This window comes from Aeromicrobium sp. CTD01-1L150 (genome assembly GCF_041951745.1).
In the GTDB taxonomy this organism is placed as follows: domain Bacteria; phylum Actinomycetota; class Actinomycetes; order Propionibacteriales; family Nocardioidaceae; genus Aeromicrobium.
Window position 1 is genome coordinate 3,325,262 of record NZ_CP169555.1, and the last position, 26,988, is coordinate 3,352,249.

At 70.5% G+C, this 26,988-nt stretch carries 28 protein-coding genes and 1 tRNA gene; 21 read left to right on the forward strand and 8 right to left on the reverse strand.

Annotated elements, in window-relative coordinates:
* Window positions 1-6: 6 nt before the first annotated feature.
* Together ACEVFP_RS16465 and ACEVFP_RS16470 are read right to left on the reverse strand one after the other, a co-directional pair.
* Window positions 7-552 carry a LytR C-terminal domain-containing protein gene (locus ACEVFP_RS16465; protein WP_375000528.1) on the reverse strand — a complete coding sequence of 182 codons (546 nt, stop codon included), beginning with the start codon at window positions 550-552 and terminating at the stop codon, window positions 7-9.
* Between the two features lie 15 nt (window positions 553-567).
* The gene (locus ACEVFP_RS16470) at window positions 568-864 is read right to left on the reverse strand and encodes a DUF3263 domain-containing protein (protein ID WP_375000529.1); all 297 of its coding nucleotides are present in this window, start codon (window positions 862-864) and stop codon (window positions 568-570) included.
* 130 nt (window positions 865-994) lie between these two features.
* Between ACEVFP_RS16470 and ACEVFP_RS16475 the strand changes: the two genes are divergently transcribed.
* The gene (locus tag ACEVFP_RS16475) at window positions 995-2,431 is read left to right on the forward strand and encodes a trehalose-6-phosphate synthase (RefSeq protein ID WP_375000530.1); all 1,437 of its coding nucleotides are present in this window, start codon (window positions 995-997) and stop codon (window positions 2,429-2,431) included.
* Window positions 2,432-2,498: 67 nt separating this feature from the next.
* Here ACEVFP_RS16475 and ACEVFP_RS16480 read toward each other — a convergent pair whose 3' ends face one another.
* Entirely contained in the window at window positions 2,499-3,218 is a 720-nt protein-coding gene (locus ACEVFP_RS16480) for a GAP family protein (protein WP_375000531.1), read from the reverse strand.
* 67 nt (window positions 3,219-3,285) lie between these two features.
* On the opposite strand from ACEVFP_RS16480, the gene ACEVFP_RS16485 reads away from it, so the two are divergent.
* The 4 genes from ACEVFP_RS16485 to ACEVFP_RS16500 are packed head-to-tail and all read left to right on the forward strand — an operon-like array spanning window position 3,286 to window position 7,292.
* Window positions 3,286-3,909: a TetR/AcrR family transcriptional regulator gene (locus ACEVFP_RS16485; RefSeq protein WP_375000532.1), complete on the forward strand. Its 624-nt coding sequence runs from the start codon at window positions 3,286-3,288 to the stop codon at window positions 3,907-3,909.
* Window positions 3,910-3,944: 35 nt separating this feature from the next.
* Window positions 3,945-5,267 carry an MFS transporter gene (locus tag ACEVFP_RS16490; protein WP_375000533.1) on the forward strand — a complete coding sequence of 441 codons (1,323 nt, stop codon included), beginning with the start codon at window positions 3,945-3,947 and terminating at the stop codon, window positions 5,265-5,267.
* Window positions 5,264-6,682, forward strand: a complete 1,419-nt coding sequence (locus ACEVFP_RS16495; protein ID WP_375000534.1) for a pyridoxal phosphate-dependent decarboxylase family protein — start codon at window positions 5,264-5,266, stop codon at window positions 6,680-6,682. The genes ACEVFP_RS16490 and ACEVFP_RS16495 overlap by 4 nt, the downstream gene beginning before the upstream one ends.
* Before the next feature lie 31 nt (window positions 6,683-6,713).
* Window positions 6,714-7,292, forward strand: a complete 579-nt coding sequence (locus tag ACEVFP_RS16500) for a GNAT family N-acetyltransferase (protein WP_375000535.1) — start codon at window positions 6,714-6,716, stop codon at window positions 7,290-7,292.
* A gap of 66 nt (window positions 7,293-7,358) precedes the next feature.
* On the opposite strand, the gene ACEVFP_RS16505 is transcribed toward ACEVFP_RS16500, so the two are convergent.
* The gene (locus tag ACEVFP_RS16505) at window positions 7,359-8,636 is read right to left on the reverse strand and encodes an MFS transporter (RefSeq protein WP_375000536.1); all 1,278 of its coding nucleotides are present in this window, start codon (window positions 8,634-8,636) and stop codon (window positions 7,359-7,361) included.
* 78 nt (window positions 8,637-8,714) lie between these two features.
* Here ACEVFP_RS16505 and ACEVFP_RS16510 point away from each other — a divergent pair, with 78 nt between their 5' ends.
* Together ACEVFP_RS16510 and ACEVFP_RS16515 are read left to right on the forward strand one after the other, a co-directional pair.
* The gene (locus ACEVFP_RS16510) at window positions 8,715-9,395 is read left to right on the forward strand and encodes a uracil-DNA glycosylase (protein ID WP_375000537.1); all 681 of its coding nucleotides are present in this window, start codon (window positions 8,715-8,717) and stop codon (window positions 9,393-9,395) included.
* 9 nt (window positions 9,396-9,404) lie between these two features.
* Window positions 9,405-10,640: an AI-2E family transporter gene (locus tag ACEVFP_RS16515; protein ID WP_375000538.1), complete on the forward strand. Its 1,236-nt coding sequence runs from the start codon at window positions 9,405-9,407 to the stop codon at window positions 10,638-10,640.
* A gap of 23 nt (window positions 10,641-10,663) precedes the next feature.
* Here ACEVFP_RS16515 and ACEVFP_RS16520 read toward each other — a convergent pair whose 3' ends face one another.
* Entirely contained in the window at window positions 10,664-10,957 is a 294-nt protein-coding gene (locus ACEVFP_RS16520; protein ID WP_375000539.1) for a WhiB family transcriptional regulator, read from the reverse strand.
* Between the two features lie 232 nt (window positions 10,958-11,189).
* Between ACEVFP_RS16520 and folP the strand changes: the two genes are divergently transcribed.
* On the forward strand, window positions 11,190-12,056 hold the full coding sequence (gene folP, locus ACEVFP_RS16525; protein WP_375000540.1) for a dihydropteroate synthase: 867 nt from the start codon (window positions 11,190-11,192) through the stop codon (window positions 12,054-12,056).
* A complete protein-coding gene (locus ACEVFP_RS16530) occupies window positions 12,049-13,107 on the forward strand; it encodes a glucosyl-3-phosphoglycerate synthase (RefSeq protein ID WP_375000541.1) in 1,059 nt (352 codons plus the stop codon). The genes folP and ACEVFP_RS16530 overlap by 8 nt, the downstream gene beginning before the upstream one ends.
* A gap of 244 nt (window positions 13,108-13,351) precedes the next feature.
* On the opposite strand, the gene ACEVFP_RS16535 is transcribed toward ACEVFP_RS16530, so the two are convergent.
* Together ACEVFP_RS16535 and ACEVFP_RS16540 are read right to left on the reverse strand one after the other, a co-directional pair.
* Window positions 13,352-13,663 (reverse strand): hypothetical protein, encoded by a 312-nt coding sequence (locus ACEVFP_RS16535; RefSeq protein ID WP_375000542.1) that lies wholly within the window; start codon window positions 13,661-13,663, stop codon window positions 13,352-13,354.
* Between the two features lie 172 nt (window positions 13,664-13,835).
* A tRNA-Thr gene (locus ACEVFP_RS16540) sits at window positions 13,836-13,911 on the reverse strand.
* Between the two features lie 91 nt (window positions 13,912-14,002).
* On the opposite strand from ACEVFP_RS16540, the gene ACEVFP_RS16545 reads away from it, so the two are divergent.
* On the forward strand, window positions 14,003-14,620 hold the full coding sequence (locus ACEVFP_RS16545; protein WP_375000543.1) for a TetR/AcrR family transcriptional regulator: 618 nt from the start codon (window positions 14,003-14,005) through the stop codon (window positions 14,618-14,620).
* Window positions 14,621-14,644: 24 nt separating this feature from the next.
* Here the strand turns inward: ACEVFP_RS16545 and ACEVFP_RS16550 are convergent, their stop codons facing one another.
* Window positions 14,645-16,705: a neutral/alkaline ceramidase gene (locus ACEVFP_RS16550; RefSeq protein WP_375000544.1), complete on the reverse strand. Its 2,061-nt coding sequence runs from the start codon at window positions 16,703-16,705 to the stop codon at window positions 14,645-14,647.
* Window positions 16,706-16,849: 144 nt separating this feature from the next.
* On the opposite strand from ACEVFP_RS16550, the gene ACEVFP_RS16555 reads away from it, so the two are divergent.
* The 11 genes from ACEVFP_RS16555 to galE all read left to right on the forward strand — a co-directional run bounded on the left by ACEVFP_RS16555 (window position 16,850) and on the right by galE (window position 26,956).
* The gene (locus tag ACEVFP_RS16555) at window positions 16,850-18,031 is read left to right on the forward strand and encodes an alanine racemase (RefSeq protein WP_375000545.1); all 1,182 of its coding nucleotides are present in this window, start codon (window positions 16,850-16,852) and stop codon (window positions 18,029-18,031) included.
* Complete coding sequence (locus ACEVFP_RS16560; RefSeq protein ID WP_375000546.1) at window positions 18,028-19,344, forward strand: D-arabinono-1,4-lactone oxidase; 1,317 nt, start codon at window positions 18,028-18,030, stop codon at window positions 19,342-19,344. Before ACEVFP_RS16555 ends, ACEVFP_RS16560 begins: the two co-directional genes overlap by 4 nt.
* A gap of 1 nt (window position 19,345) precedes the next feature.
* A complete protein-coding gene (locus tag ACEVFP_RS16565; RefSeq protein WP_375000547.1) occupies window positions 19,346-19,876 on the forward strand; it encodes a DinB family protein in 531 nt (176 codons plus the stop codon).
* Between the two features lie 98 nt (window positions 19,877-19,974).
* Entirely contained in the window at window positions 19,975-20,772 is a 798-nt protein-coding gene (locus tag ACEVFP_RS16570; protein ID WP_375000548.1) for an ABC transporter permease, read from the forward strand.
* A complete protein-coding gene (locus tag ACEVFP_RS16575) occupies window positions 20,757-21,533 on the forward strand; it encodes an ABC transporter ATP-binding protein (protein ID WP_375000549.1) in 777 nt (258 codons plus the stop codon). The genes ACEVFP_RS16570 and ACEVFP_RS16575 overlap by 16 nt, the downstream gene beginning before the upstream one ends.
* A gap of 11 nt (window positions 21,534-21,544) precedes the next feature.
* Window positions 21,545-22,543: an ABC transporter substrate-binding protein gene (locus tag ACEVFP_RS16580; protein ID WP_375000550.1), complete on the forward strand. Its 999-nt coding sequence runs from the start codon at window positions 21,545-21,547 to the stop codon at window positions 22,541-22,543.
* 42 nt (window positions 22,544-22,585) lie between these two features.
* On the forward strand, window positions 22,586-23,716 hold the full coding sequence (locus ACEVFP_RS16585) for an LLM class flavin-dependent oxidoreductase (protein WP_375000551.1): 1,131 nt from the start codon (window positions 22,586-22,588) through the stop codon (window positions 23,714-23,716).
* Window positions 23,713-24,252, forward strand: coding sequence for a flavin reductase family protein (locus ACEVFP_RS16590; RefSeq protein WP_375000552.1), 540 nt, complete (start codon window positions 23,713-23,715; stop codon window positions 24,250-24,252). The genes ACEVFP_RS16585 and ACEVFP_RS16590 overlap by 4 nt, the downstream gene beginning before the upstream one ends.
* 96 nt (window positions 24,253-24,348) lie before the next feature.
* Window positions 24,349-25,233, forward strand: coding sequence for a phenylalanine 4-monooxygenase (locus ACEVFP_RS16595; protein WP_375000553.1), 885 nt, complete (start codon window positions 24,349-24,351; stop codon window positions 25,231-25,233).
* A 66-nt stretch (window positions 25,234-25,299) separates the two neighbouring features.
* Window positions 25,300-25,914: a flavin reductase family protein gene (locus ACEVFP_RS16600; RefSeq protein ID WP_375000554.1), complete on the forward strand. Its 615-nt coding sequence runs from the start codon at window positions 25,300-25,302 to the stop codon at window positions 25,912-25,914.
* A gap of 19 nt (window positions 25,915-25,933) precedes the next feature.
* Complete coding sequence (gene galE / locus ACEVFP_RS16605; protein ID WP_375000555.1) at window positions 25,934-26,956, forward strand: UDP-glucose 4-epimerase GalE; 1,023 nt, start codon at window positions 25,934-25,936, stop codon at window positions 26,954-26,956.
* Window positions 26,957-26,988: the final 32 nt, after the last annotated feature.

Below are 26,988 nucleotides of genomic sequence, written 5' to 3' on the forward strand. Positions count from 1 at the left end.
GCGCCATCATGGCACCGAGAGCACCAGCACCGTGAGGCGGTCGGTGGACATGCCTTGCACGGCCGGAGCCGTCGCGCCGATTCCGAGGTCCTCAGCCAGGAGCTGGGCCTCGGCCTCGCGGCCCGGAGGATAGTGCACGGCGCTCTGTGCCGCACCTGCGCGCCAGTTTCCGACACCCAGCAACGTCCAGCCGGCGTTCGTGACCGAGCCGCCGACCTGCGCGGCCAGCCCCGTGACCCGGGTGGCGTTGAGGACCGAGACACCGATGTCCGTGCGGCTGACCTCGGGCGTCGGCGACGGAGTGGGAGAGGGGGTGGGTGACTTGCTCGGCGACGGGGAGGGGCTCGGTGTGGGGCTCGGCGTCGGCGTGGGGCTGGGGGTGGGCGTCGGGGTGGGCGCCGCGACCGCACTGTCGCCGTCCGAGACGATGCCGTCCCACGCCACCCATGCGAGCACACCGCCGCCACCGAGACAGAACACGGCCACGACGATGAAGAACCAGCCGGGCAGCACCGAGCCTCGCCGGCTGACCGTCCTGCGGTGCTCGACCACCCGTGGTGCCCTCCGTCAGACGTCGAATCCCAGCCGCCGCGCAGAGCGACTGCGCTGGCGCTGGGCGCGCATGCGACGCAGGCGCTTGACCAGCAGGGGATCAAAGGCGAGCGCGTCGTCACGGTCGATCAGTGCGTTCAGGACCTGGTAGTAACGCGTGGCCGACATGTCGAACTTCTCGCGGATCGCCTGCTCCTTGGCGCCGGCATACTTCCACCACAGCCGCTCGAGGGCGAGGATCTCACGGTCCCGGTCACTGAGGGAGCTGGCATCGGCCGACACGTCCTGGCTCGACTCCTCGACTGCGCTCATGTGCTGAATCCTACGGCACGAATGACACGCCTGTCATTCGTATCCCCGGCGGGGTCGGGCCACAAGTGGTCCAGGCGCTGCGCCGGGCTCGTGGAAGGGCACCCCTCGGACACGACGATAGGGTGAGCCCATGGCGTCAGGCACAGCGGAGTTCGTCGTGATCGCCAACCGGCTGCCCGTCGACAGGGTGGTCACCCCCGACGGCGGCACCACGTGGCGTACCTCCCCCGGCGGCCTCGTCACTGCCCTCGAGCCCGTCATGCGGCGCAAGGGCGGCGCCTGGATCGGCTGGCACGGCGCCCCGGACGAGCGCCTGCGGCCCTTTGAGCACAACGGGCTGAAGCTGGTCCCCATCCATCTGACGTCGCAGGAGGTCGCCGAGTACTACGAGGGCTTCTCCAACGCGACGCTGTGGCCGCTGTACCACGACGTCGTCGCCCCTCCGGAGTTCCATCGCGAGTGGTGGGACGCCTACGTCGAGGTCAACCGACGCTTCGCCGAGCGCGCCGCCAAGGTCGCGCGCCGCGGAGCCGTCGTCTGGGTGCAGGACTACCAGCTGCAGCTCGTGCCACAGATGCTGCGTGAGCTGCGCCCCGACCTGCGGATCGGCTTCTTCCTGCACATCCCGTTCCCACCCACCGAGCTGTTCCAGCAGCTGCCGTGGCGCGTCGCGATCCTCGAGGGCCTGCTGGGGGCCGACCTGGTCGGGTTCCAGCTCCCCGGCGCCGCGCAGAACTTCGTGCGACTGGTCCGCCAGCGCGTGGGTCACAAGACGCACCGCGACAGCGTCTACCTCCCGGACAACCGCACGGTCACGGCCCGCGCCTACCCGATCTCCATCGACACCAGGGGCTTTGAGGAGCTGGCTCGCTCCCCCGAGGTCCGACAACGCGCCGACGAGATCCGCGAGAGCCTGGGCAACCCCCGCCACGTCCTGCTGGGCATCGACCGGCTCGACTACACCAAGGGACTGCGCCAGCGACTGCGCGCCTTCGGCGAGCTCATCACCGAGGGAGCCCTGCACGTCGACGACGCGGTGTTCGTGCAGGTGGCCACGCCCTCGCGCGAGCGTGTGAACCAGTACCGCATCCTGCGAGACGACATCGACCGTCTGGTCGGCCGCATCAACGGCGACGTCGGGCGCATCGGCCAGCAACCCATCACCTACCTGCACACCTCCTACCCACGCGAGGAGATGGCCGCGCTCTACCGCGCCGCCGACGTCATGGTGGTCACCCCGTTGCGCGACGGCATGAACCTGGTGGCCAAGGAGTACGTCGCGTGCCGCTACGACGACGACGGAGCCCTCGTGCTCAGTGAGTTCGCCGGCGCCGCGGCCGAGCTCCGACAGGCCTACCGCGTCAATCCCTACGACATCAACGGGATGAAGTCCGCCCTGCTCGCCGCCATGAGAGCGACTCCTCGGGAGAGCTCGCGGCGCATGAAGGCCATGCGCAAGCAGGTCGTCGACCACGACATCGAGGCGTGGGCCACCCGCTTCCTCGACGAGCTGGACTCGGTCAGCGGCACCCACGACAAGAAGATGCGGCCCTCGCGCTCGCGCTGAGACCGGCGCGGACAGGGGCGCCGTTGCCCGTCGGGCGAGCCCATCCGTGCGCATAGGCCGGCGAGCCTCACCGCAGGAGCGCCCCCACGGCATCGAGAGCGACGAGGACACCCACGATCCCCACGATCCAGGCGACAGTGCTGCCTGCCTTCTTCGTCATCCAGGCACTGACCCGCTCCAGCAGCGGCTCAACCTGACGTCGCAACGCCAGCCGCAACGCAAGGGCCACGAGCGCGGGCAGCACCATGACCACGACGTAGCCGGCGAGCAGGCACACCTGCACGGCCGCGACCTGCCCCGACAGGTTGATGATCCCGATCGCCGCGAGATAGGGCAGCATCGTGGCGACCTCGAGGACCGTAGCCGTGAGCGCGATGACGACGACGGCGCGCACAGAGACGTCGGCAGCGGTCAGTCGCGCTTGCCAGCGCAGCGCACGTGGGCTGGGTCCGCGCTGCTCCTCGGACTTCTTGCGGCCGATGGAGTGGTACGCGGGGTCGAGGCTGTAGCTGAGGACCACCAGCGCGACACCCGCGGCCAGCTGCAGGGCACGGATCACCTGGCTGTCGCCCATCCCGGCCGAGAGCGAGGTGAGCACGTCGACACCGGCCAGCAGGGCCAGCCCGACCAGGAAGTAGAAGCCGCACACGACCCCGAGGTAGAGCAGCAGACGGCTGGGTCGCAGGCGTGGCGCCAGCATCATCCACAGCGGGATGAGCAACGTCCCGAAGCTCGTGCTGTCGATGAGTGCGAGCACGGCGAGAGCGCCGAGACTCGTGATGTCCATGGACCGTCTCCGTTTTTCATACAGTCGTGTCGTGGAGATTTCAGCACACCTGTGTTGAAATGTCCACGTGCCCCGGATCGTGGACCACGACGCCCGCCGCCGCGAGATCGCGGCGGCGCTGTGGCGCGTCGTGCGCACCGCTGGCGTCCACGACACCTCGGTGCGCACCGTGGCTGCCGAGGCCGGCTGGTCCGCCGGCGCGCTGCGCCACTACTTCCCGACCCAGGAGGCGCTGTTCGCCTTCGCCCTGCAGCTCATGACCGAGCAGACCGGTGCCCGGGTCCGAGGGCTGCTCGAGCACGAGCAGGGGGACGCCCTCGAGCGCGGAGCACAACTCGTGGAGCAGTTCCTCCCGCTCGATGAGACACGACGCGGCGAGTGCCTGGTGTGGTACGCCTTCGCCGACCGCGCCCGCCTCGACGCCGTCCTCTCCGACGTCCGTGAGAGCGGCTGGCACGGCACGCGATACGTGGCGCGCATCGTGACGGCCGACCTGACCGGCACCGACCGTCCCGCCGGGCTGCGCGCCGAGCTCGCCGACCGCGACGCCGAGGAGCGGGCCGGGCGACTGCACGTGCTCATCGACGGCTGGGCGGTGCAGGGAATCAGCTATCCGGACGTCGTCACGGCGGCGTCGTTGTCGGCACAGGTGCGCGCCGAGCTCTCCCAGACACTGCCTCGCCAGACCTGACCCCCACCGACGCCGCCTTCGCCTAGTCTCTGCCCATGAGCGTCGCGCTGCAGCCGTCGACCCGGCGCGGCTATGCGCTCGGCAGCGTCGCCACGGGGACCTTCGGCACGGTACCCGGGCTGCTGCTGCTCCCCTACCTGACCGACACCATCGGGGTCGCGGCCGCACTCGCCGGACTCATCGTCGTCGTCCCCAAGCTGTGGGACGTCCTGCTCGATCCCGTGGCAGGCCGGATCTCGGACCGCTCCACCCACAGGGACGGGCCCCGCCGGCCGTTCCTGATCCGCGCCGGACTCGCGCTGGCGGTGTGCTTCGCGCTCATGTTCGCGGGGCCGACGTCGCCGACGACCCTGGGGGCGGCCTGGGTCGTCGTGACCTTCCTGCTGTGCGCCACGGCCTACTCGTTCTTCCAGGTGCCGTTCGTGGCGATGCCGGCGGAGATGACGCCCGACTACGCCGAGCGCACGCGGATCATGACCTGGCGCGTCGTGGTGCTGGCACTGGCCATCCTGCTCTCCGGCGCCACGGCCCCGGTCGTGGTCAACGCGTTCGGTGGTGAGCCGACGTCGCGCGGATACACCGTCATGGGCGGCTACGTCGCCGTGGTCATCGCGCTCGGCACGGTCGGCGCGTGGTGGGGGACGCGACACGCGCCGCGGCACCACGTCCGCGCGGCCACCGGCACCATCGTCGATCAGCTGCGCCTGGTCGCCGCTGCCCCCGACTTCCGGGCCCTGCTCGCGACCTTCGTGGTGCAGGCCCTCGGCATCGGGGTGATGCTCGCTGCCGTCGCCTACGTGGCCAACCAGCTGCTGGACTCCCCCGGCGCCGCCACGTTCCTGTTCGCCGCGTTCGTCGGCCCTGCGCTGCTGGTGACCCCACTGTGGGAGAGGGCGTTCGGTCAGCGCGGCAAACGGGCCGGGTACGTCGCGTCCTCGCTGTTCCTGGTGGCGGGTGCACTGGGGCTGCTCGCCTCGCTCGGCGCCGTCACGGCCGTCGTGTACCCAGCGGCCGCGCTCGTCGGCATCGGGTACGCCGGAGCCCAGGTGTTCCCGCTCGCGATGCTGCCCGACGCCGCCGCCCACGACGCCGAGGTCACCGGGGAAAACCGCATCGGCGTCTACACGGGCGTCTGGACCGCGGGCGAGACACTGGGGCTGGCACTCGGCCCGGGCCTGTTCGCCCTCATCCTGGCGATCGGCGGCTACGTGTCCTCCTCGGCGGAGACCACCGTCGCGCAGCCAGGCTCCGCGCTCACGGCGATCGGTGTCGGGTTCTCGCTGGTGCCCGCCGTGCTGATCGCCGTCAGCCTGGTGTTCCTGCGCGGCTACCGGCTGGACGAGAGGGTGACCCGATGACTCCCGACGACGTGATCGCCCGGCTCGAGCAGCTGCGCGCCCGGGACCTACCGACCCACGGCGGCCGGACGCTCGCCTACGTCTACGACTCCGGGATCGCCGAGGCCGACGAGCTGGGCCGACGGGCCCTTGCGATGTTCGGCGCCACGAACGGCCTGGACCCCACCGCGTTCCCCAGCCTGCTGACGATGGAGAACGACCTCGTCGCCCTGGCCCGCGACCTGTTCCACGGTGCGCCCGAGGCGGTGGGCACGGTGACCTCAGGCGGCACGGAGTCGATCCTGCTCGCCGTCAAGGCGGCGCGTGACGCTCACCCGCACGTCACCGACCCCGTCCTGGTCGCACCCACGACCATCCACCCGGCCTTCGACAAGGCCGCGCACTACCTGGGGGTTCACATCGTCAAGGTGGACGTGGATCCGCACACGTACCGGGCCGACCCCGCGGCGACGGAGGCGGCCCTGGACGTGCACGGCGACCGGGTCGTGCTGGTTGCGGCGTCCGCACCCTCGTACGCACACGGTGTCGTCGACCCGATCGGGGACATCGCCGCGCTGTCCTCGGCTCGCGACACCCGTTTCCACGTCGATGCCTGCATCGGGGGCTGGGTACTGCCGTGGGTCGAGGATGCTGCGCCGTGGGACTTCACCGTCCCGGGTGTCACGAGCATCTCGGCCGACCTGCACAAGTACGCCTACTCGCCCAAGGGGGTCTCGCTCCTGCTGCACGCACATCCGTCCGGTCGCCGGACCCAGTTCTTCGCCAGTGCCGACTGGCCCGGGTACACGATGCTCAACTCCACGGTGCAGAGCACCAAGTCCGGCGGTCCCCTCGCGGCGGCATGGGCGGTGGTGCAGTACCTCGGCACCGACGGCTACTCCCGACTCGTGGCCACCGCCATCGAGGGCACGCGTGCGCTCGCCGCAGGCGTCGACGACATCGAGCACCTGCACGTCGTGGCGCCACCGGACTCCACCCTCGTGGCGATCGGCGCCGACGACGCGTGCGACGTGTTCACCTTGAGCGACCTCATGCTCGAGCACGGATGGCTCGTGCAGCCGCAGATGGGGTTCCGGGGCGGACCGGCGACGATGCACGTCTCGGTCTCGGCCGCCACCGCCGCCTCGGTTCCGGAGTTCCTGAGGGTGCTGCGCGGTTGCGTGAGCGATGCGGTCGCCGCCGGCCCGATCGTCGTCGATGCCAGCCTGCGAGCCGTGGCCGAGTCGATCGACCCGGCCACGCTGGACGACACGACGTTCGACGGTCTCCTGCAGCTCGCCGGCCTGGCCGGTGAGGGAGGTGAGGTCACAGCGCCTGCGCGGATGGCGCCGGTCAACGCACTCCTGGACGTCGCGCCTCCCGCGCTGCGCGAGGCACTGCTGATCGCCTTCCTGGACCGGCTGACCCGCGGCTGAGCCATCACGCCGGGAAGGGGATGATGTCTCCATGACGTGGGCGGAGGCCGTGGAGCTGCATGGACGGCACGTGAGGCTGGAGCCGCTCCGCGCCGAGCACGCCGAGGGCGTCCTCGCCGCAGCAGACGACGACGCAATCTTCGAGCACCTGTCCACGGCCCGGCCGACGACTCGCTCAGACGCGGACAGCCTGGTCGAGCACTACCTGCGGCTCCCGGCCTCGCCGTGGGCGCAGGTGGACGTCGCGTCCGGCGAGGTGGCCGGCATGACCACGTACTACGACATCGATGAGTCACTGCGCACGCTCGCGATCGGCTACACCTGGCTCGGCCGGCGGTTCTGGCGCTCCGGCATCAACACCGAGGCCAAGCTGCTCCTGCTCACCCATGCCTTCGAGACCCTCGGGTGCGTGCGCGTCGTGTGGCACACCGACATCCGCAACGAACGTTCCCAGGCCGCCATCGCCCGCCTCGGCGCCCGGCGCGAGGGCGTCCTGCGCAAGCACAAGATCCGTCGTGACGGCACCTGGCGCGACACGGCCCAGTTCTCGATGCTCGACGACGAGTGGCCGGCCGTCCGCAAGACACTGCGCGCCGCCCTCACCCGCTGAGCCGACGCTCGGACCAGGACACATCGGCAGACGCAGTGCGGAGCGTCCCTGGTCGCCCGGAATGAGTCAGTGGGTGCGTGCTCGCACCGCGACACCCACGGAAAGGAGCACCGCACAGGCGGTGGCCGTGACGGTGACCGCAAAAGCCGGGGTGTGGCCGCCGAGGTCGGCCAGCCGACCGGCGATCGACGAACCCAGGGCGTAGCCGATACCCGTGGCGCCGGCGAGCAGCGTCATGGCCAACCCGACCCGATCAGGGGCGACCACCTGCCCCGCCATCGCGAAGTTGCTGATCATGTAGGGCGCCACGGCGAAGCCCAGCAGGGCGATCACCACGACGAGCTGCGCCACCGACTGCACCAGCAGCAAGGGGGTGGAGAGCACGAGCAGACCGGCTGCGGCCACGACCATGCGCGACGGGTAGCCGATCCGCTCAGGAAGCGCCGCCACCGCGAGACCCGCGATGGCGCTGCCGATGCCGAGCGTCGCATGGATCAGACCGGCCATGCCCGGCTGACCCTCCTCGGTGGCGAGCACGGCCGACCCGGTCTGCGTCGCCCCGAACAACACACCGATCAGCAGCTGCGCCACCGCCAGGGCGACGAGCAGGGCACTGATGACCCGGGTGGTCGAGCGCGGCTCCGAACCGTCCGGGACGGTCAGGGCAGCCGTGGGATGCAGCGCGAACCAGGAGCCGAAGGCCCCGAGCACCACTGCCGCCACCATGATCGCCCCGCCCGGATCGATGATGACGGCGACGGCGCCGACCGTGGCCGGGCCCAGCACGAACGAGACCTCGTCGGCCGCACCCTCGTAGGAGAAGGCAGCATCAACGAGACGGGACTCATCGCCGCCCCCGGCCCGGCACCCCCGCCGGGGTTCTTCGCCGCCCCCGGCCCGGCACCCCCGCCGGGGTTCTTCGCCGCCTCCGGCCGCCGCGCGCAGCACAGGAGCCCAACGAACACGGGCCAGCGGCCCGATCTGAGGCGTCGCCAGCCCGGCCAACGCGGCGGTGGCGATGATCACCGAAGCCGGCGCCTCGCCCTCGGTGACCAGGACGACTGCCACCAGACCGGCCGCCCCGGCCACGGACTGCACGAGCACGACCGAGCGTTGCCCGACCCGGTCGGCCAGCGAGCCGAAGAACGGGGCGCCGACGGCGTTGGCCACGGCGAGCGCCCCGGCCGCCGCGCCGCCGAGGGCGTAGCGGCCCGTCGCCTGGCTGACCAGCAGCAGCGTGCCCATCTGGCTCATGGCGAGCGGAACCCGCCCGAGGAAGGCTACGAGGACGTAGGCGGGCCCGACGGTCCGCAGCAGCGTGCGGTACGCGGTGATGGCTGACACTGCGCCGGGAAGTCTAGGTCATGGGAAGACACCCCACGGCACCGCAGCACTGCCGCCGAGGGACCCTAGAGTAGAGCCGTGTCACCACGTCCCTTGCGCGAGCTCATGGCCGAGGACTGGGCGCAGGCACTCGAACCGGTCGCCGACGACATCGCACGGATGGGCGACTTCCTGCGCGCCGAGATCAAGGCCGGCCACGGCTACCTCCCGACGGGCGACGCCGTGCTGCGGGCCTTCGCCGAGCCGATGGCGAACGTCCGGGTCCTCATCGTCGGCCAGGACCCGTACCCGACTCCCGGCCATCCGATGGGCCTGTCCTTCTCCGTCCAGCCCGACGTCCGCCCGCTCCCACGCAGCCTGGCCAACATCTACCGCGAGCTGCACGACGACCTCGGCATCGAGCCGGCGCCGCACGGTGACCTCAGTGCCTGGGCACGCCAGGGAGTCCTGCTGCTCAACCGCTCGCTGACGGTGCGCGCCGGCGCACCCGGCAGCCACCGCGGTCAGGGCTGGGAGCGAGTCACCGAGCAGGCGATCATGAGCCTGGTGGCTCGTGACGCGCCGCTCGTGGCCATCCTGTGGGGGCGGCACGCCCAGGAGCTCGCTCCGCGCCTCGGCCGGACCCCCGTGATCGCCACCGCGCACCCCAGCCCGCTGTCGGCTTCGAAGGGCTTCTTCGGCTCGCGTCCGTTCAGCCGGACCAACGAGCTGCTGCGCGCCCACGGCGGCGGCGAGGTGGACTGGCGCATCAGCACCTAGTCTTGTCCCGTGAGCGAGACGAGCGAGCCGGCGAGCACTGACCAGGAAGCGGCGACGCAGGACGGCACGCCCCCGGAGTCACCGAGCTCCACGGGGTCCACCAGGGGCCCTCGTCCCTACCGGGACCGTGGCGACGTGATCAGCGACTGGGCGGCAGCCGCCCAGACGTGGGGACTGCGCCTCGTGGTGGTCGCCGCGGCGCTCTACGTCCTCGGCTGGGTGGCCGGCTCCTTCTGGATGGTGCTGTTCCCCGTCTCCCTCGCCCTGGTCGTCTCCACCGTCCTGCAGCCCGCCGCAGGCTGGCTGCGCCGACGACGAGTACCTGCCAGCCTGTCCGCCGTCCTGGTGATGCTGGGCTTCCTGGGCCTCATCTCGGCGATCATCGCCATCATCGCCCCGCAGGTGGCCGGACAGGTCCCGCAGATCGCGCAACAGGCATCCGACGGTCTGCAGCGCATCCGCGAATGGCTCGTCGAGGGACCGTTCGAGGTCACCGACGGACAGATCACCGCGGCCATCAGTGCCGTGGAGGACCGGCTCCAGGAAAGTGCGAGCGCCATCAGCGCCGGTGTCTTCTCCACCCTGTCGGCCGCGACCAACGCGATCATCAACCTCGTCCTCACGCTCATGCTGACGTTCTTCATGGTCAAGGACGGCCACCGTTTCCTGCCCTGGGTGCACACACTCGGCGGCCGACGTGCCGGTGACCACCTGGTGGAGCTGCTGAGCCGCACCTGGAACACGCTCGGCGGGTTCATCCGGACCCAGACGCTGGTGTCCTTCATCGACGCCGTCCTCATCGGCATCGGGCTGGCCATCCTCGGCGTCCCGCTGTGGGTCCCGCTGGCCGTCATCACGTTCTTCGGCGGCTACATCCCGATCCTCGGCGCCCTGGTGAGCGGCTTCCTCGCCGTCCTCGTGACGCTGGTGACGGTGGACTTCAAGGCGGCGGTCATCGCCCTCATCATCGTCCTGCTGGTGCAGCAGCTGGAGGGCAACGTGCTCTCGCCGTGGCTGCAGGGCAAGTCGATGAACCTGCACGCGGGGGTCGTGCTGATGTCGGTGACGGCGGGCGGCACCCTGTTCGGCATCACCGGCGCCTTCCTGGCCGTGCCGGTGGCCGCCGTCGTGGCTGAGATCTTGCGCTACTTCAACGAACAGATCGACCACCAGGTCGACCCCGAGGCCCCGCCGGAGGACTCCCACGCAGCGGAGCTGCTGGAGCAGCAGGCCGAGAACGGCTGAGGCCGGGTGCCTGTCGCCTTGACTCAGCTGGCCATGGGCGTGTCACGCGCGGCGATGATGTCCGCGCGCTCATGCTCGGTGAGACCGCCCCACACGCCATAGGGCTCCCTGGCGCTCAGCGCGTGCTCGCGGCACTGGCGCAGCACCGGGCAGGTGCCACAGATCTTCTTGGCCTGCTCCTCGCGCTCACGCCGCCGGGCGCCCCGTTCGGCGTCGGGCGAGAAGAACCGAGCAGACTCCAGGCCCTGGCAGGCCGACTCGTACTGCCACTCGTAGACCTCCTGCAACGGCATCGGTAGGTGTGCAAGGTTCGCCATGGCGATCACCTGATTCCGTCTAAGCGGTGTGCAACTTTTGGAGAGGTACTGATTCCCGAACGTACGCCGCACTCCCCGCCCACACAAGGGTGAGGCACAAACCTTCAGCATTCGTTCCCATGGGCGAGGCGCCCTGCCCGGCGTCCGTTCCCCCGCCGCCGAGGCCGCCCACGCGCGGGCTCTCCACGAGGCCGTGCGCACGCGGTCGAGGGCACCCTGAGACCCTGTCGGAGTGCCCGACCTGACGTTCCGCGGACGACGACTGCACCGCGACCGCGCTCTCGTCATGGCGATCATCAACCGGACGCCGGACTCCTTCTACGACCGGGGCGCCACCTTTGACCCGGCGGACGCCCTCGAGGCGGTCCGTCGTGCGATCGGCGAAGGCGCTGACGTCGTCGACGTCGGCGGCGTCAAGGCCGGGCCCGGCTCGGCCGTCGACGTGGGCACCGAGACCGAACGGACCGTCCCCTTCATCGAGATCGTCCGCGAGACCTTCCCGGAGGCCGTCCTCAGCATCGACACCTGGCGGGCCGAGGTCGCCGAGGCGGCGGTTCGCGCCGGCGCCGACATCGTCAACGACACCTGGGCGGGGCACGACCCAGGGGTGGTGGAGGTCGCCGCCGCACACCGAACCGGGTTCGTGTGCTCGCACACCGGTGGCGCGGCACCGCGCACCCGGCCTCACCGCGTCGCCTACGCCGACGTGGTGGACGACGTCGTGCACGCCACCACGACGGCGGCAGACGCCGCAGAACGGGCCGGAGTCCCGGCAGAAGGTCTCCTGATCGACCCCACCCACGACTTCGGCAAGAACACGCATCACGGACTCGCCCTGCTACGTCGCGTCGACGAGCTGGTGACCACCGCCCGGCCCGTGCTCATGGCCCTCTCACGCAAGGACTTCGTCGGGGAGACGCTCGACCTCCCGCCGGACCAACGCCTCGAGGGCACCCTCGCCGCCACCACCGTGGCCGCACTCGCCGGATGTGCGATGTTCCGCACCCACGACGTCACGGCCACCGTGCGGGTCCTGCAGATGACCGCCTCGATCAGCGGCGAGCGGCCCCCCACCCGGGCGGTGCGCGGTCTTGCCTGACATCGGCACGACGGTCCGTGAGTGGTTCGGCACCCACACCTACCACGGCCCCGCGACGTCGCTGGCCGAGCTGGTTGCCCTGAAGGGGCGGCGCCGAGTCAGCGTCGTCATGCCGGCCCGCAACGAGGCGGCGACAATCGGAGCGATCGTCGGATCGGTCCGGTCCGAGCTGTCGACCACCGGACTCGTCGACGAGATCCTGGTGGTGGACTCCCACTCCAGCGACGACACCGCACGCATCGCGCGGGACCACGGTGCCACGGTCGTGCCGACGCACGACGCGACCGAAGGGGTCGACGACGGCAAGGGGGGAGCGCTGCGGACCGGCATCGAGCAGATGAGCGGCGACGTCGCGGTCCTGCTCGACGCCGACGTCCGGGAGTTCGGCACGGACTTCGTGCGGGGACTGCTCGCCCCGCTGCTGCACGACGAGCAGCTCGTGCTCGTCAAGGCGTTCTACGACCGCCCCTGGGACACCGGTGGCGAGAGCCGGGACGCTGCGGCACGCGATGCCTCCGGCGGAGGGCGCGTGACCGAGCTCGTGGCCCGACCCATCATCGCGCAGCGCACACCCGAGCTGGCCGGCTTCGTGCAACCCCTGTCCGGTGAGTGCGCCCTCGTGCGTGAGTCGCTGAGCGACCAGTCGTTCGTCTCCGGGTACGGCGTCGACATCGCACTGCTCCTGCAGACCGTGCGCACCCACGGGCTGGCGGCCGTCGCCCAGGCCGACCTGGGCCGACGCCTGCACCGACACCAGGACCTCGACGCCCTGGGCAGGATGGCACTGCAGGTCTCGGCCGCGTTCGACATCGTGCTCGACGGCACGGACGTCGTCGAGCACGAGCGCACGACCGTGCGCCGGGATGCGAGCGGGACGGTGTCACTGCACGGGGAGAATGTCGCAACCAGACGCCTGCCGGCTCCTGTGCTCTCCGCCGCCCCCGGCCCAGCACCCCCGGCTGCGCCTTCTGCCGCCCCCGGCCCGGCACCCCCGGCTGCGCCTTCTGCCGCCCCCGGCCCGGCACCCCCGCCAGGACCATCCGCCGTGTGACCCACGACCTGTGCAACAGCGCCCGAGCCCGGTATCCTCTCGGTTCGGCGCAAAGCCGACCCATCCCGACAGCCGCCCGCCCCAGCGCTGGCCGGCACCCCAGGAGCCCCATGCATGCCATTCTCACCCGCCGCGTGATCGCGTGCGTCGTGATGCTGATGCTGGCCGGAGGCACCGTCGGACTGGCTGTGGCCGATCGCGGCGAGCAGGAGCCTCGTGCCGCCGAGGCACCGGCGATGCTCCCTCACGGACCTGAGGCCGAGCCATCGGCCAGCGCCTCTCCCAGGCCGGAGAAGGACGACGACGAGGACTCCGACGACTCCTCGGCAGACGCAGCATCCGCCAGCGCCCCCGTCTCGGACCCACCATCGAGTGACTCCGCATCGCCATCCGGCAGTGCCACGGTCGGCGCGTCGCCCTCCACGCCACCACGCTCGACCTCGCCCTCTCCGACCCCGCACCGGTCGGCGGCACCCAGCCCGTCGCCCAGCGCGTCGCCGTCGCCAGAACCGCGCCCCCGTCCCGTGCGCGACCTGCTGGACCGCCTGCTCGGCAACTAGCCAACCCTCCTCGCCGAGCTCCAGGTGGCCCCCGGCTCGCACGTGCGCGGCCCTCGGCGGTCCCCGGCGGTGGCGTCACGGTCGTCGCGGGGCGGGGCACAAGCCACAACTGATCCCCGCATCTCACCGGGACCAGAATCGATGTCTTCGCACGTCAGGGCCAGAAGGTGGAGCCTCCGACAGGAGTCGAACCCGCGACATCCTCATTACAAGTGAGGCGCTCTACCAACTGAGCTACGGAGGCGTGCGGCAGGGCCGCCGGGCCATCGTATCGGTGCCGCTTCCCGCAGGTTCCGGGGATAGTCTGGGACGGCGCCGACGACGGAGGTGAGCGCGTGGCCCGCATCCCGGCGGACGAACGACGGCAGCAGCTCGTCGAGGCGGCGATCAGGGTCATGGCACGCGACGGCGTCGCCAAGGCGACCACCCGTGCCATCGTCGGCGAGGCCGGCATGCCGCTCGGGGTCTTCCACTACTGCTTCCGCTCCAAGCGCGAGCTCCTGGAGATGGTGATCGCCACTCTCAAGGAGCAGACGGTCGAGCGCGTCCTGGCGGTGACCGACCCCGCGGCGCCGGTCCGCGACGCCGTCCGCCAGAGCCTGGGGGCCTACTGGCAGCACGTCCTCGCCCACCCCCAGGAACACCGGCTCACCTACGAGCTGACCCAGTACGCCGTGCGGGACCCCGAGCTGGCGAGCGTCGCCCACTCCCAGTACGAGCTGTACCTGAAGGCCAACACCGACTTCCTGGAGGCTGCGGCCGAGCAGCTCGGGGTGAGGTACACCGTGCCGGTTCCCGAGCTCGCGCGCTACCTGCTCACGATCGTCGACGGTCTCACCCTGAACTGGCTCATGCTGGGCGACGACGCGACGGCCGAGGCTGTACTCGACCACGTTGCCGACCACGTCGCGACCCTCACCGCACCGGCGGCGCAGGGCTCGGCGACCCGCTGACCTCACGCTCCCCGGTCGGCAGGGTCAGCGGGTCACCTGCATCACCCGGCTGGACCCACCGATCGGCTTGACCTGGCCCAGCAGGTTGCGCGCGTCACCGTGGTAGCGGATCCGGTAGTCGCCGGGCTCCGCCTCCTCGGGGACGTCCCACGTGACCCGGACGTGCGAGGCCGCCACGCCACGGCGCTCCCACTCAAAGCGCGTCTGCCAGTCCCCGTCGTCGGCGACCCGCTCCCAGGAGTCTCCCGACCTACGCTCGACGCTCAGGTACGTGCCGCGCTGGCGCAGGTTGTTGTTGGGGTGCGCTCCCACGAACGTCACCGCCACACGCTCGCCGCGCTCGGCGGACTCCGGCAGGTCCTCCACCACGTCGCCGTAGCTCTTGAGCAGCACCGGCGCATCGGTGACGACGGCGCCGCGCGGGCTGGGGACCTGCTCGTGCGAGCGGTCCCGCTCCTTGGTACCCAGTGGCATCTCGGCCCCCGAGTCCATGGCCTCGGCAAGGTCCGCCGCCACCTGCATCGTGGCGGGCAGCTGGTACCTCCCGAACAGGGTGCTTGCCCCCTCGTACTGGCGAGCGTCGTACTCCTCGGGTGTCGTCAGGTAGTGGGCGTAGGCGTTGGCGTAGCCCTGCACGACGACCTGGTCGAGGTCGACGTCGAGCCGCTCGGCCACCGTCTGGCGCAGCCGCAGGCCCGAGACGACGGTGACCTCGGCCGGCACCCCCAGCAGGTACAGGTCACCGACCCGGACGAGCTGCAGCGGGAGCCGTTGCTGCACCAGGTCGAGGCTGCCGACCGGCAGGAGGATGTCCTTGGGCGCCTGACACTCACGCAGACTCGGGCTCGCGGTGTACAGCGCCTTGTTCACCAGACGCACCGCCGGATTGAGCAGCCCGTCCTTCTCACTGAAGACCGGCAGCCCACCGCCACCGTCCTCGGTACTGCCCCCGGCGAAGGCCGCGCCGAGCGCCGCCTCGCAGGTGCGCTGCGGCGTACCGTCCGGCGTGAACTCCGGCCGCACGTCGACGTCGGACATGTCGACGTGGGTGATCCGCGAGTCCACCCCACCCTGCAGGCTCCGGACGTCGCCCTCGAGAGAGCGCTGGGCGGCCTGCTTCTGCCGCTCGCCGATGATCCGCGTGTTCTCGAACTCATCGGTCGTCGGCCCGTCGGTGGGCCGCAGGTTCAGGTTGGGCGACATGTCGCCGGCGTTGGTCTGCGCGAACGACGCGACGAACTCGGGGTCAGCATCGGCGAGGTGGTCCACCCCGTGGTCGTGGTGCTCCCAGTCGTACTGTGCGTAGCCCTTGTTGTCCGGACTGATGAGCGTGTTGTCGGTCGACATGCTCGTGGCGTGCACGGGGAAGAAGTTGATGACACCGTCGAGCCGGCCGTCCCGGACCACCTGCAGCGTCGTGGTGCGGGTGTCCTTGCCGTCGGGGAAGTGCCTGCGGTCCTCCGGCGGGTTGCGGTCGAACGCCTCCCGGGAACGGTTGACGTTGGCGTCCTCGAGCGTCCCCTCGGACACCCGTACATCGGCGGGAGCCAGATCGGCGTCGGCGCGCACGACCGACTCCACGATGCCGTCGACGGTGGCCTCCAGCGTCTCCCGGTGCAGGCCCATGGTGGTCAGGTTGTACAGGTGGTGGTGCGACGTACCGCCGGGTCCGGCGTGCGTGTGAGTGGCGGTGAGCATCACGTTGCGCTCGCCGTAGCGGTCCCCGAAGCGCTCCTGCAGGCGCGCCAGTACCGCATCACGCACGCTCTGGAAGATCATCGCGACGTCGGCGACCACGTGGACGACCCGCTCGCCCGGTCCCGGTTCGGCGATCACGAAGGCGCGCGAGCGCTGGCGCATGTGGATGCCGGAGGTCTCCTGCCCCAGGTCGGCGTAGCCGAGCATCGGGTTCTCGGCTGCCCTGCCGGTGACGTCCGCAACACCCCTGCCGACCAAGAACTCACCCGACGCGTCGTCGGGCGACGCCGAGGACGGCCCGGTCACGACCCCGGGAAGCGCCACGAGCAGTGCCGCGAGCAGGACGATCGCCCGGGGCCCTGCACCGCGCGATGACCGTCTGTCCATGGATGTCCTCCGATCAGCCTGCCCGGCGGCAGCGTAGGTCGACGGTGACGCACCCCGAGATCACGGGTCAACCGTCTTGGTCACTTGACCCACATGTTGGACAGCGTGCGGCGTCGCAGGGCTCGGCGTGGGCATACTGACCCCATGCCCGCCGCCACACCTGCCGACCTCCTCGCCGCCACGTCGCGGCTGCCCGCCCCGGTCGGGATCATCGACGAGCCGACCCTGTGGTCCAACGCCGACGACCTGGTGCGGCGCGCCGCCGGGGTACCGGTCCGCGTCGCCACCAAGTCGGTCCGGGTGCGCAGCATCATCGAGCAGGCGCTGGCGCGTGACGGGTTCGCCGGCGTCATGAGCTACTCCCTGGCCGAGAGCCTGTGGCTGGCCGAGCACGGCGTCAGCGACATCCTGCTCGCCTACCCCACCACCGACGCCGACTCCTTGCGCGCCCTCGCGGCCGACGACCGCGCACGCGCCGCCATCACGCTCATGATCGACTCCACCGAGCACCTCGACCTCATCGACCGCCTCGTCGGTGGGGCGCACCCGCCGCTGCGGGTGTGCCTGGACGTCGACGCCTCGCTGCGCATCGGCGCCCTCGGACTCACGGTGGCGCACCTCGGCGTGCGTCGCTCACCCGTTCGCAGCCCACGCCAGGCGCGCGAGGTCGCCCGCAGCATCGAGGTCCGCTCCGGGTTCGACCTCGTCGGCGTCATGTTCTACGACGCGCAGATCGCGGGGCTGCCCGACTCCTCGCCCGCCGTCCGCCTGGTGAAGAAGCGGTCCAACGCCGAGCTGCACCGACGCCGCTCCCGGGTGGTGGCAGCGGTGCGCGAGCACGCCGACCTGGAGCTGGTCAATGCCGGTGGCACCGGCAGCCTGGAGGTCACCGGGAGCGACCCCGCCGTCACCGAGCTGACCGCCGGCTCCGGGCTGTTCTCCCCCACGCTCTTCGACGCCTACGACGCCTTCGAGTCGCACCCCGCGGCCTACTTCGCCCTCGACGTCTCACGCCGACCGGCCCGCGACGTCGCCACCCTGTTCGCCGGCGGGTACACGGCCTCCGGCGCTGCCCAGGCCAACCGGATGCCCACGCCGGTCTGGCCGGAGGGTTTGTCACTGATCGGCACCGAGGGCGTCGGCGAGGTGCAAACCCCGGTCAAGGGCAAGGCAGCCCGCACGCTGCGGATCGGCGACCGCGTCCTGATGCGCCATGCCAAGGCGGGCGAGATGTGCGAACGGTTCGACTCGGTGGCACTCGTCGACGCGGCCGGTGACGTCGAGCTGCTGCCCACCTACCGCGGAGAGCAGAAGAACTTCGGATGAGTACCGGCACCCCACCCCGCACCGTCTGGCAGAACTGGGCCCGCAGCGTGCGCTCCCACCCGATGCGCGTCGAACGCCCCACCTCGACAGCGGCCGTGGCGACGCTCGTGCAGGCCGCGGCCACCGAGGGCCTGACGGTCAAGGCCGTCGGCGCCGGACACTCCTTCACCTCCATCGCCGCGACCGACGGCGTGCAGCTGAGCCTGGACCGGATGAACGCGGTGCTCCACCACGACGCCGGCACCCGACGGGTGCGCGTGCAGGCAGGCATCTCCCTGCACGAGCTCAACCCCAGGTTGCTCGCCCTGGGCCTGGCCCTGCCCAACCTGGGCGACGTGGACCCGCAGTCGGTCGCCGGCGCCATCTCCACCGGCACCCACGGGACGGGTGGGCGGCTGCACGGCATCGCCGCGGCCGTGGCCGCCCTCCAGCTGGTCACCGGCTCCGGAGAGGTGGTGGAGGTCGACGAGCAGCATCCCTGGTTCCGGGCAGCGTCCGTGGGACTCGGTGCCCTCGGCATCGTCACCGAGGTGACACTGCAGTGCGTCCCGGCGTTCCTGCTGCACGCCCGGGAGGAGCCGATCGCGCTGCCGGACGTGCTGGAACGCCTGCCCGAGCTCGTGGAGGAGAACGACCACGCCGAGTTCTACTGGTTCCCCCACACCGAGAAGGCCCTGCTCAAGCGCAACAACCGCGTGCCCGACGGCACACGGCGTCGACCCGTGGGCCGCCTGCGCCACCTGTGGGACGACGAGCTGCTCAGCAACGTCGGGTTCGAGGTCCTGAACCGTGCGGTGCGACTGCGGCCGTCCCTCGTCCCCCGGCTCAACGAGATGAGCGGTTCCCTGCTCGGCGCACGCGAGTACGTCGACCACTCCCACGCCGTGTTCGTCTCACCGCGCCGCGTCCGGTTCCGTGAGTCGGAGTTCGCCGTGCCGCGCGAAGCGCTGCACGACGTCATCGCGGAGCTGGCGCAGTGGTTCGGCGCGCGACACGAGACGATCTCCTTCCCCATCGAGGTCCGCTTCACCGCCGCCGACGACATCTGGCTGTCCACCGGCCACGAGCGCGACAACGCCTACGTCGCCGTGCACCAGTACCACCGCAGCGACCCGACGACCTACTTCGCGGCAGCGCAGGACATCTTCACCGCGCACGGGGGCCGTCCGCACTGGGGCAAGCTGCACACCCTGGACGCCGAGTACTTCCGCGGCGTCTACCCACGCTTCGAGGACTTCCTGGCCGTCCGCGACGCCGCCGACCCGGGCCGCGTCTTCACCAACCCCTACCTCGCCCGTGTGCTAGGACGATGACATGACCTCCCCAGAGCATCGCAGCGACCCGCCCGTGGCGGCCGACGAGATCACCACGCTGCGCTCGTTCCTCGACTACCACCGCGAGACCCTGCGCTGGAAGACGAGCGGCCTCACCCGCGAACAGCTCGCGCAGACGCACCCACCGTCGACGATGACGCTCATCGGGATGCTCAAGCACCTCGCCTTCGTCGAGGACTGGTGGTTCAACATCGTGCTCACCGGGAACCCGGCCGGCGAGCCGTTCGCCGACGTCGACTGGTCGGCCGACCCCGACTGGGACTGGCACTCGGCCGTCGACGACGCCCCCGAGGACGTGCTCGCCCTCTGGGAAGGGTACGTCGCGCGATCGGACCGGCTCGTCGACGCCGCACCCGACGGGCTGGACACCGTCTCGGCCCGCCCCAGCTCGCGCACCGGGAACCTGTTCACGCTGCGGTGGATCCTCGTGCACATGATCGAGGAGTACGCCCGGCACAACGGCCACGCCGACCTGATCCGCGAGGCCATCGACGGCGCCGTCGGCGAGTGAGGCCGACACGCGAATAGCACGGCGTCCTTCCGCCCCAGGGACCGTCCCGTTGTTTGAGCAGGCCCCGTGAGCCGCCACTGAACGTTCACCGTGGTGGCATGTCCAGCACCACGTCGACCACCCCGGTTCACGAGAGCAACCGACGACGCCGCACCCCCGGGTGGCATCGCGCAGTCAGCCCCATCACGCTGCTCGCGCTCTGGCAGACCGCCTCCAGCACCGGGCTCCTCCCACCGGACAAGCTCGACTCCCCTGCCGCGATCTTCGAGTCCCTCACCCGTCTGTGGTCGGAGGGGGAGCTGCAGGACGCCGTCGCCGTGTCGGGGCAGCGTGTGCTGCTCGGCTTCACGATCGGCGCGACGGTCGGCGTCGTCCTCGCCGTGTTGGCCGGCCTGTCGCGGCTCGGCGAGAACGCGATCGACCCCCCGATGCAGATGCTGCGCACGGTCCCCCATCTCGGCCTGCTGCCGTTGCTGGTGCTGTGGTTCGGGATTGATGAGACCCCCAAGGTCGCGATCATCGCCCTCGGCGTCTCGTTCCCGCTCTACGTCAACACCTATGCCGGTGTGCGGGGGGTCGACCAGAAGTTCCTCGACGCCGCACGCGTTCTCGGACTCTCACAGTGGGAGCGGCTGCGCCAGGTGGTGCTCCCCGCCGCGCTGCCATCCGCGCTCGTGGGTCTGCGCCTGAGCCTCGGCGTCGCTTGGCTGACGCTCATCGTCGCCGAGCAGATCAACACTACGTCCGGGATCGGGTTCATCGTCATGGATGCCGCGAGCTTCAACCGGACCGGGGAGATGGTCGGCGGCCTGTTGATCTACAGCTCCCTCGGTCTACTCACCGACTCCCTCGTCCGCTACATCGAGAGGAAGGCCCTCGCATGGCGAACCGGCTGATCCCCACCCCCGTACCCACGGCCGGCACCGCAGCCGCCGTTCGCATCCAGGGCGTCCATCGCTCCTTCGGCGACGAGGTGGTGCTCGACGACCTCGACCTCGACATCGCTGCCGGCGAGCTCGTGGCACTCCTGGGGCGCAGCGGCTCCGGCAAGTCGACGCTCCTGCGCCTGCTGGCCGAGCTCGACCAACCCCAGCGAGGCAGGCTCCGCGTCGACGGAGTTACGTCGGTCGCCTTCCAGGAACCGCGCCTGTTCCCCTGGCGTCGCGTCGCTTTCAACGTGGCTCTCGGCCTGCATACCGGCACCACACGCGAGCGAGACGCCCGCGCCCGCAAGCTGCTCGCCGAAGTCGGCCTCACGGACAAGGCCGACGTGTGGCCCGTGACGCTGTCCGGCGGTCAGGCACAGCGTGCGTCGCTGGCCCGGGCGCTGGTGAGTGAGCCCGGCCTGCTCCTGCTCGACGAGCCGTTCAGCGCGCTCGACGCCCTCACGCGTATCGAGATGCATGACCTGTTGCTGAAGGTGTGGGGCCGTCATCGTCCCGCCGTCCTGCTCGTCACCCATGACGTCGACGAGGCGCTCCAGATCGCTGACCGGGTCATCGTGCTCGACGGCGGTCGGATCGTTCACGAAGCGCGCCTCGACCAGGACCGACCCCGCACCCTGCACGACCCCCAGCTCGTCACACACCGCGACGAGCTTCTCCACCACCTCGGCGTCCACGGGCCGAGCTCGACCAGAGAGAAGACCCCATCGTGAAGAGAACCACCATGAAGCGTCCCCTCACCATCCTCGCCCTGACCGCGTCCATCGCCCTGGCGGCTGCGGCGTGCGGCACGACCAACGCCGATGCGGTACGTGATGACGGCTCAGTCAACCTGTCCGAGGTGACGCTCGTCGTCGGCGACCAGAAAGGTGGCTCCGAAGCCCTGCTCGGTGCAGCCGGTGAGCTGGAGGACGTCGAGTACGACATCGAGTTCAAGCCGTTCACCTCCGGACCGCCGTTGCTCGACGCCGTCAGCAGTAACGCGGTCAACATCGGCGGTGTCGGCAACACGCCACCCCTGTTCGCCATCAACGAAAGCAAGGACCTCAAGGTTGTCCAGGGCTCGGAGCAGAGCGCCGAGGGCGACGCGATCGTCGTACCGAAGGACTCAGACCTGCGGTCGGTGGAGGATCTCAAGGGCAAGAAGGTGGCCGTCGCCAAGGGCAGTTCGGCCAACTTCAACCTGCTCGCCCAGCTTGCCGCCTCCGGACTGGGATGGGACGACATCGAGCCCGTCTTCGTCCAGCCCGCCGAGGGGCTCGCCGCCTTCAAGGGCGGCCACGTCGATGCCTGGGCGATCTGGGACCCATTCACGTCGCAGGCCGAGCTGGACGTCGACGCCCACGTGCTGTCCTCCGGCAAGGGTCTCGTCAACGGCCTCGTCTTCCAGGTGGCCTCCGACGCGGCCCTCGAGGACGACGCCACCCGGGCCGCCATCGAGGACTACCTGGCGCGCATCGCCCGCGCTCAGGTCTGGACGAACGAGAACCCCGACGTCTGGGCGAAGCGCTGGGCCGAGGACACCGGCCTGCCCGTCGAGGTGACCGAACGGGCGATCTCGCGGCGCAGCTTCACGCCGATCGCCGTGCCCGACGCCGTCGAGTCGGAGCAGGAGATGTGGGACGCCTTCGCCGAACAGGGGCAGGTGGACGGCGACCCGGACCTCACGGACTACTTCGTCGACACCTTCGACGCCGCGGTTCTCGAAGCCGCCCGACAGTGATGACCGCCGGTGACTGACCTGACCCTTCCCAGGAGAACCACTATGACCACCACCTTCCACTGGTTCCTGCCCACCACGGGCGACGGGCGCACGCTCGTCGGCGGCGGTCACAGCGTGCCGCAGGGCGTGGGCCGCCCGAGCGGCGCGCCCGGTACAGCCGCGGCGTTCCGGGAACCAGAAATCGACTACCTTGCTCAGGTCGCCCGGGCCGCCGAGCAGCTCGGCTACGAGGGGTTGCTGACACCCACCGGCACATGGTGCGAGGACGCGTGGCTCACCACTGCCGCACTGATCCGCGAGACAGAACGGCTGAAGTTCCTCGTGGCCTTCCGACCAGGTGCCCTCTCCCCGACGCTGGCCGCCCAGATGGCGGCGACCTACCAGCGCGTCTCCCGTGGGAGGCTGCTGCTGAACGTCGTCACCGGCGGGGAGCCGGCGGAGCAGGCCCGTTTCGGCGACCAGATCTCCCAGGCCGAGAGGTACGCCCGCACCGACGAGTTCCTGACCGTCGTGCGCGGGGCATGGGAGGGCAGCTTCGACTTCGACGGCGAGTATTTCCAGGTCACGGACGCCCGGACGCGAGAGGCTCCCGACCCGACGCCACAAATCTACTTCGGCGGGTCCTCCCGTCCGGCCGGACCCGTCGCCGCACGGCACGCTAATGTCTACCTGACGTGGGGCGAGCCACCGGAGCAGGTTGCCGAAAAGCTCGACTGGATCCGAAGGCTGGCCAAGGACCAGGGCCGCGAGCTTCGCTTCGGTATCCGGTTGCACGTGCTCACCCGAGACACCTCCGAGCAGGCGTGGGCCGAGGCCCAGGCGCTCCTCGACCAACTCGACCCTGCCGAGGTGGACAAGGCGCAGGAGGCCCTGGCCCGCTCGCTCTCGGTGGGCCAGCAACGGATGCGATCCCTCCATGCGATCAGTCGCGGCACCCGCGAGGCGCGCGACCTCGAAGTCTCACCGGGTCTCTGGGCCGGCGTCGGACTGGTCCGCGGCGGTGCCGGCACGGCTCTCGTCGGCTCCAACGCCGAGGTCGCCAAACGGATCGAGGAGTTCCATGCGCTCGGCATCGACGAGTTCATCCTGTCCGGGTACCCGCACGTCGAGGAGGCCTACTGGTTCGCCGAAGGCGTCAAGCCCCTCCTGCGCCGCTCCGGGGTTCTGGCGTGAGCAAGCCCGGGCAGGCGAGTCATCGGAGCCTTCTCGTGGACGGCGCCGACATGAGTGTCTCCGTGGACACGGGACTTGACCATGCCCTGCGAACGGCGATGGCCAACTTCACGACCGGTCTGACGATCGTGACCACCTCCGCCGGAGGTCGCCCACACGGCACGACACTCAACAGCGTGATGTCGGTGTCCATGGATCCGCCCAAGGTGTTGCTGTCGTTGGCGCGCACGTCGAGCCTGCTCGCCCGGCTGAGCCGTGGCGGCACGTTCGGCATCAACGTGCTGGCCGCACACCAGGACCAGGTGGCGCTGCGGTTCGCCACCAAAGTTCACGACCGCTTCGCCGACATCGCCTGGACCGATGACGGCGCACCCCGTCTTGATGAGACCCACGCCTGGATCCTGGCCGACGTCGCCAGCACGATACCGGCGGGCGACCACACGCTGGTACTGGGCGACGTCCTCGCCGCCGAAGCCTCCGGCGGCCGGCCTCTCGCCTACTGGCAGCGGACCTTCGGGACCCATCAGGCCTTCTGACTTCCTCGGGCACCGTGGTTTGATGGAGGTGAGCCGTGTCACACCCCGACACGGGCGCATCGGACCCCGAGACCCGGGTCCTCATCTGGAGGCATCATGTTCGAGGAAGGTCAGTACTTCGCACCCATCGTCGCGAGGTCCGACGGCAGCATGGAGGTCCAGCTGGGCCAGGACCATCCCGGCCTCCACGACCCCGTCTACCGCGAGCGCCGCGACCTGCTGGCCACGACCGCCGCCGCCTGGCAGCCGGGCGAGCCGTGCCCCCGCGTCGAGTACACCGATGCCGAGCACGAGGTCTGGCGCGTCGTCAGCGAGGACCTGCAGGCCAAGCACCGTACCTACGCGTGCCGGGAGTTCCTGGAGGGCAAGGAGGCACTCGGCCTCCCGGTCGACCACGTCCCCCAGCTGGAGGACCTCAGCGCCGCGCTGGAGCCGATCACCGGCTTCCGGTACCGGCCCGCCGCCGGGCTGGTCCCCCTGCGCGACTTCTACGGCGTCCTCGCCGACCGCCAGTTCTGGGCGACGCAGTACGTCCGACACCACTCCGTCCCGCTCTACACGCCGGAGCCCGACGTCCTGCACGAGGTCGTCGGACACGGCAACACACTGGCCCACCCGAGGTTCACCGCGCTCTACGAGGCCGCCGGAGCCGCCGCCCGCCGGGTGGAGAGCGATGCGGCGCTGGAGTTCGTCAGCAAGGTCTTCTGGTTCACGCTGGAGTTCGGTGTGCTGCACGAACCCGACGGCCTCAAGGCCTACGGCGCCGGCATCCTGTCCAGCCCCGGCGAGATCGAGGAGTTCCGGCAGATGACGATCCTCCCTCTCGACCTGGTCACCATGGGCACCACCGAGTACGACATCACCCACTACCAGGAGGTGCTCTACGCGGCGGACTCCTTCAGCCACGTCGAGGACGTCGTCGGCCAGTTCTGGGCGACGTGCGACGACGACTCCATCGCTGCACTGACCCCGGCCGCGTAGGTGGGCCCGGCTGGCCGGGACGGCCTCGGGACGCAGCCCGCCACGACGGCGCGGGACAATCACCCCATGCGTACCGTCCTTCGCACCGACTCCCCCGACGTCGACGCCTACCGACTGCTGACCGCGCTGGTGGTGCCGCGTCCCATCGCATGGGTCTCCACCCTCGACGTCCACGGTACGGGCAACCTCGCGCCCCACTCGTTCTTCAACGTCGCGTGCGCGCGGCCGCCGATCGTCTCCTTCGCCTCGGTCGGCCACAAGGACACGCTCGCCAACGTCGTCGCCACCGGTGAGTTCGTGGTGAACCTGGCACACCGTGACCTGCTGGAGCACGTCAACCACAGCAGCGCCCGCTTCCCCGCCGATGTCGACGAGGCAGCAGCCCTCGGCATCGCGATGGAGCCGAGCTCCCACGTGGCACCTCCGCGCGTCGCGGAATCCCCGGCGTCGCTGGAGTGCACGCTGCACTCCACCCACGAGCTGGGTGACTCGGTGCTGGTCCTGGGTGACGTCGTGACCGTCACCGTCGCCGACGGTGTGCTCGACGACACGCATCCACAGTTCGAACAGCTCGCCCCGTTGTCCCGCCTCGGGCGTGACGAGTGGGGGCTGCCGCCAGAGGTCGTCTCCGTCCCACGGCCGAGGCGCCCCGAGGACATCGCTCCCGAGGCGCTCGCCTGAGGCACCCTAAGGTGGAGCCATGCGTGTTCTCGTGACCGGCGGCGCCGGCTACATCGGTACCCACACGGCCGTCTCGCTCATCAGTGCCGGGCACGAGGTGGAGATCGCCGACAACCTCGTCAACGGCAAGGCCGAGGCGGTGCGTCGGGTGGAGGAGATCACCGACACCTCCATTCCTCTGCACGTCGTCGAGCTCACCGACCAGGAGGCCACCGACGATCTCGTCGCCCAGGGCAGCTACGACGGTGTCGTGCACTTTGCGGGGCTCAAGGCCGTGGGTGAGAGCTGGCGCGAGCCGCTGGCGTACTACGAGAACAACATCGGTTGCACGACGTCCCTGCTGGGTGCGCTCGCCCGGCATGACGTCAAGATGTTCGTGTTCTCCTCCTCGGCCACCGTCTACGGGGCTAACGCGCCGGTGCCCTACCAGGAGGACTACGAACCACTGGAGGCTGCGAGCCCGTACGGGCAGACCAAGGTGATGATCGAGCGCATCCTGCGCGACGTCGCCCAGGCCGACCCGACGTGGCGCATCGCGCTGCTGCGCTACTTCAACCCCGTGGGTGCGCACCCCTCGGGACGCATCGGCGAGGACCCGAAGGGCATCCCCAACAACCTGCTGCCGTTCATCGCGCAGGTGGCGGTGGGTCGTCGCGAGAAGCTGTCGATCTTCGGAGGCGACTACCCCACGGCCGACGGCACCTGCGAGCGCGACTACCTGCACGTCGACGACCTCGCCGAGGGCCACGTCGCCGCGCTCGATGCCATTGCCCGACGCGATCCGGGTGTCGGCGCGTGGAACCTCGGCGGTGGCAGGGGGACGTCGGTGCTGCAGATGCTGCGCGCCTTCGAGCGGGCCGCCGGACGCGAGCTGCCCCACGAGATCGTGGAGCGTCGCCCGGGCGACCTCCCGGCGTTCTGGGCCGACACCACGCGCGCCACCGAGCAGCTGGGCTGGACCGCCAAGCGCACCATCGACGACACCTGCCGCGACACGTGGGCCTGGCAGTCGCAGAACCCCCAGGGCTACCCCGAGGAGTGAGACCTCGACGCGCTCGAGTGTCATGGTTTCGA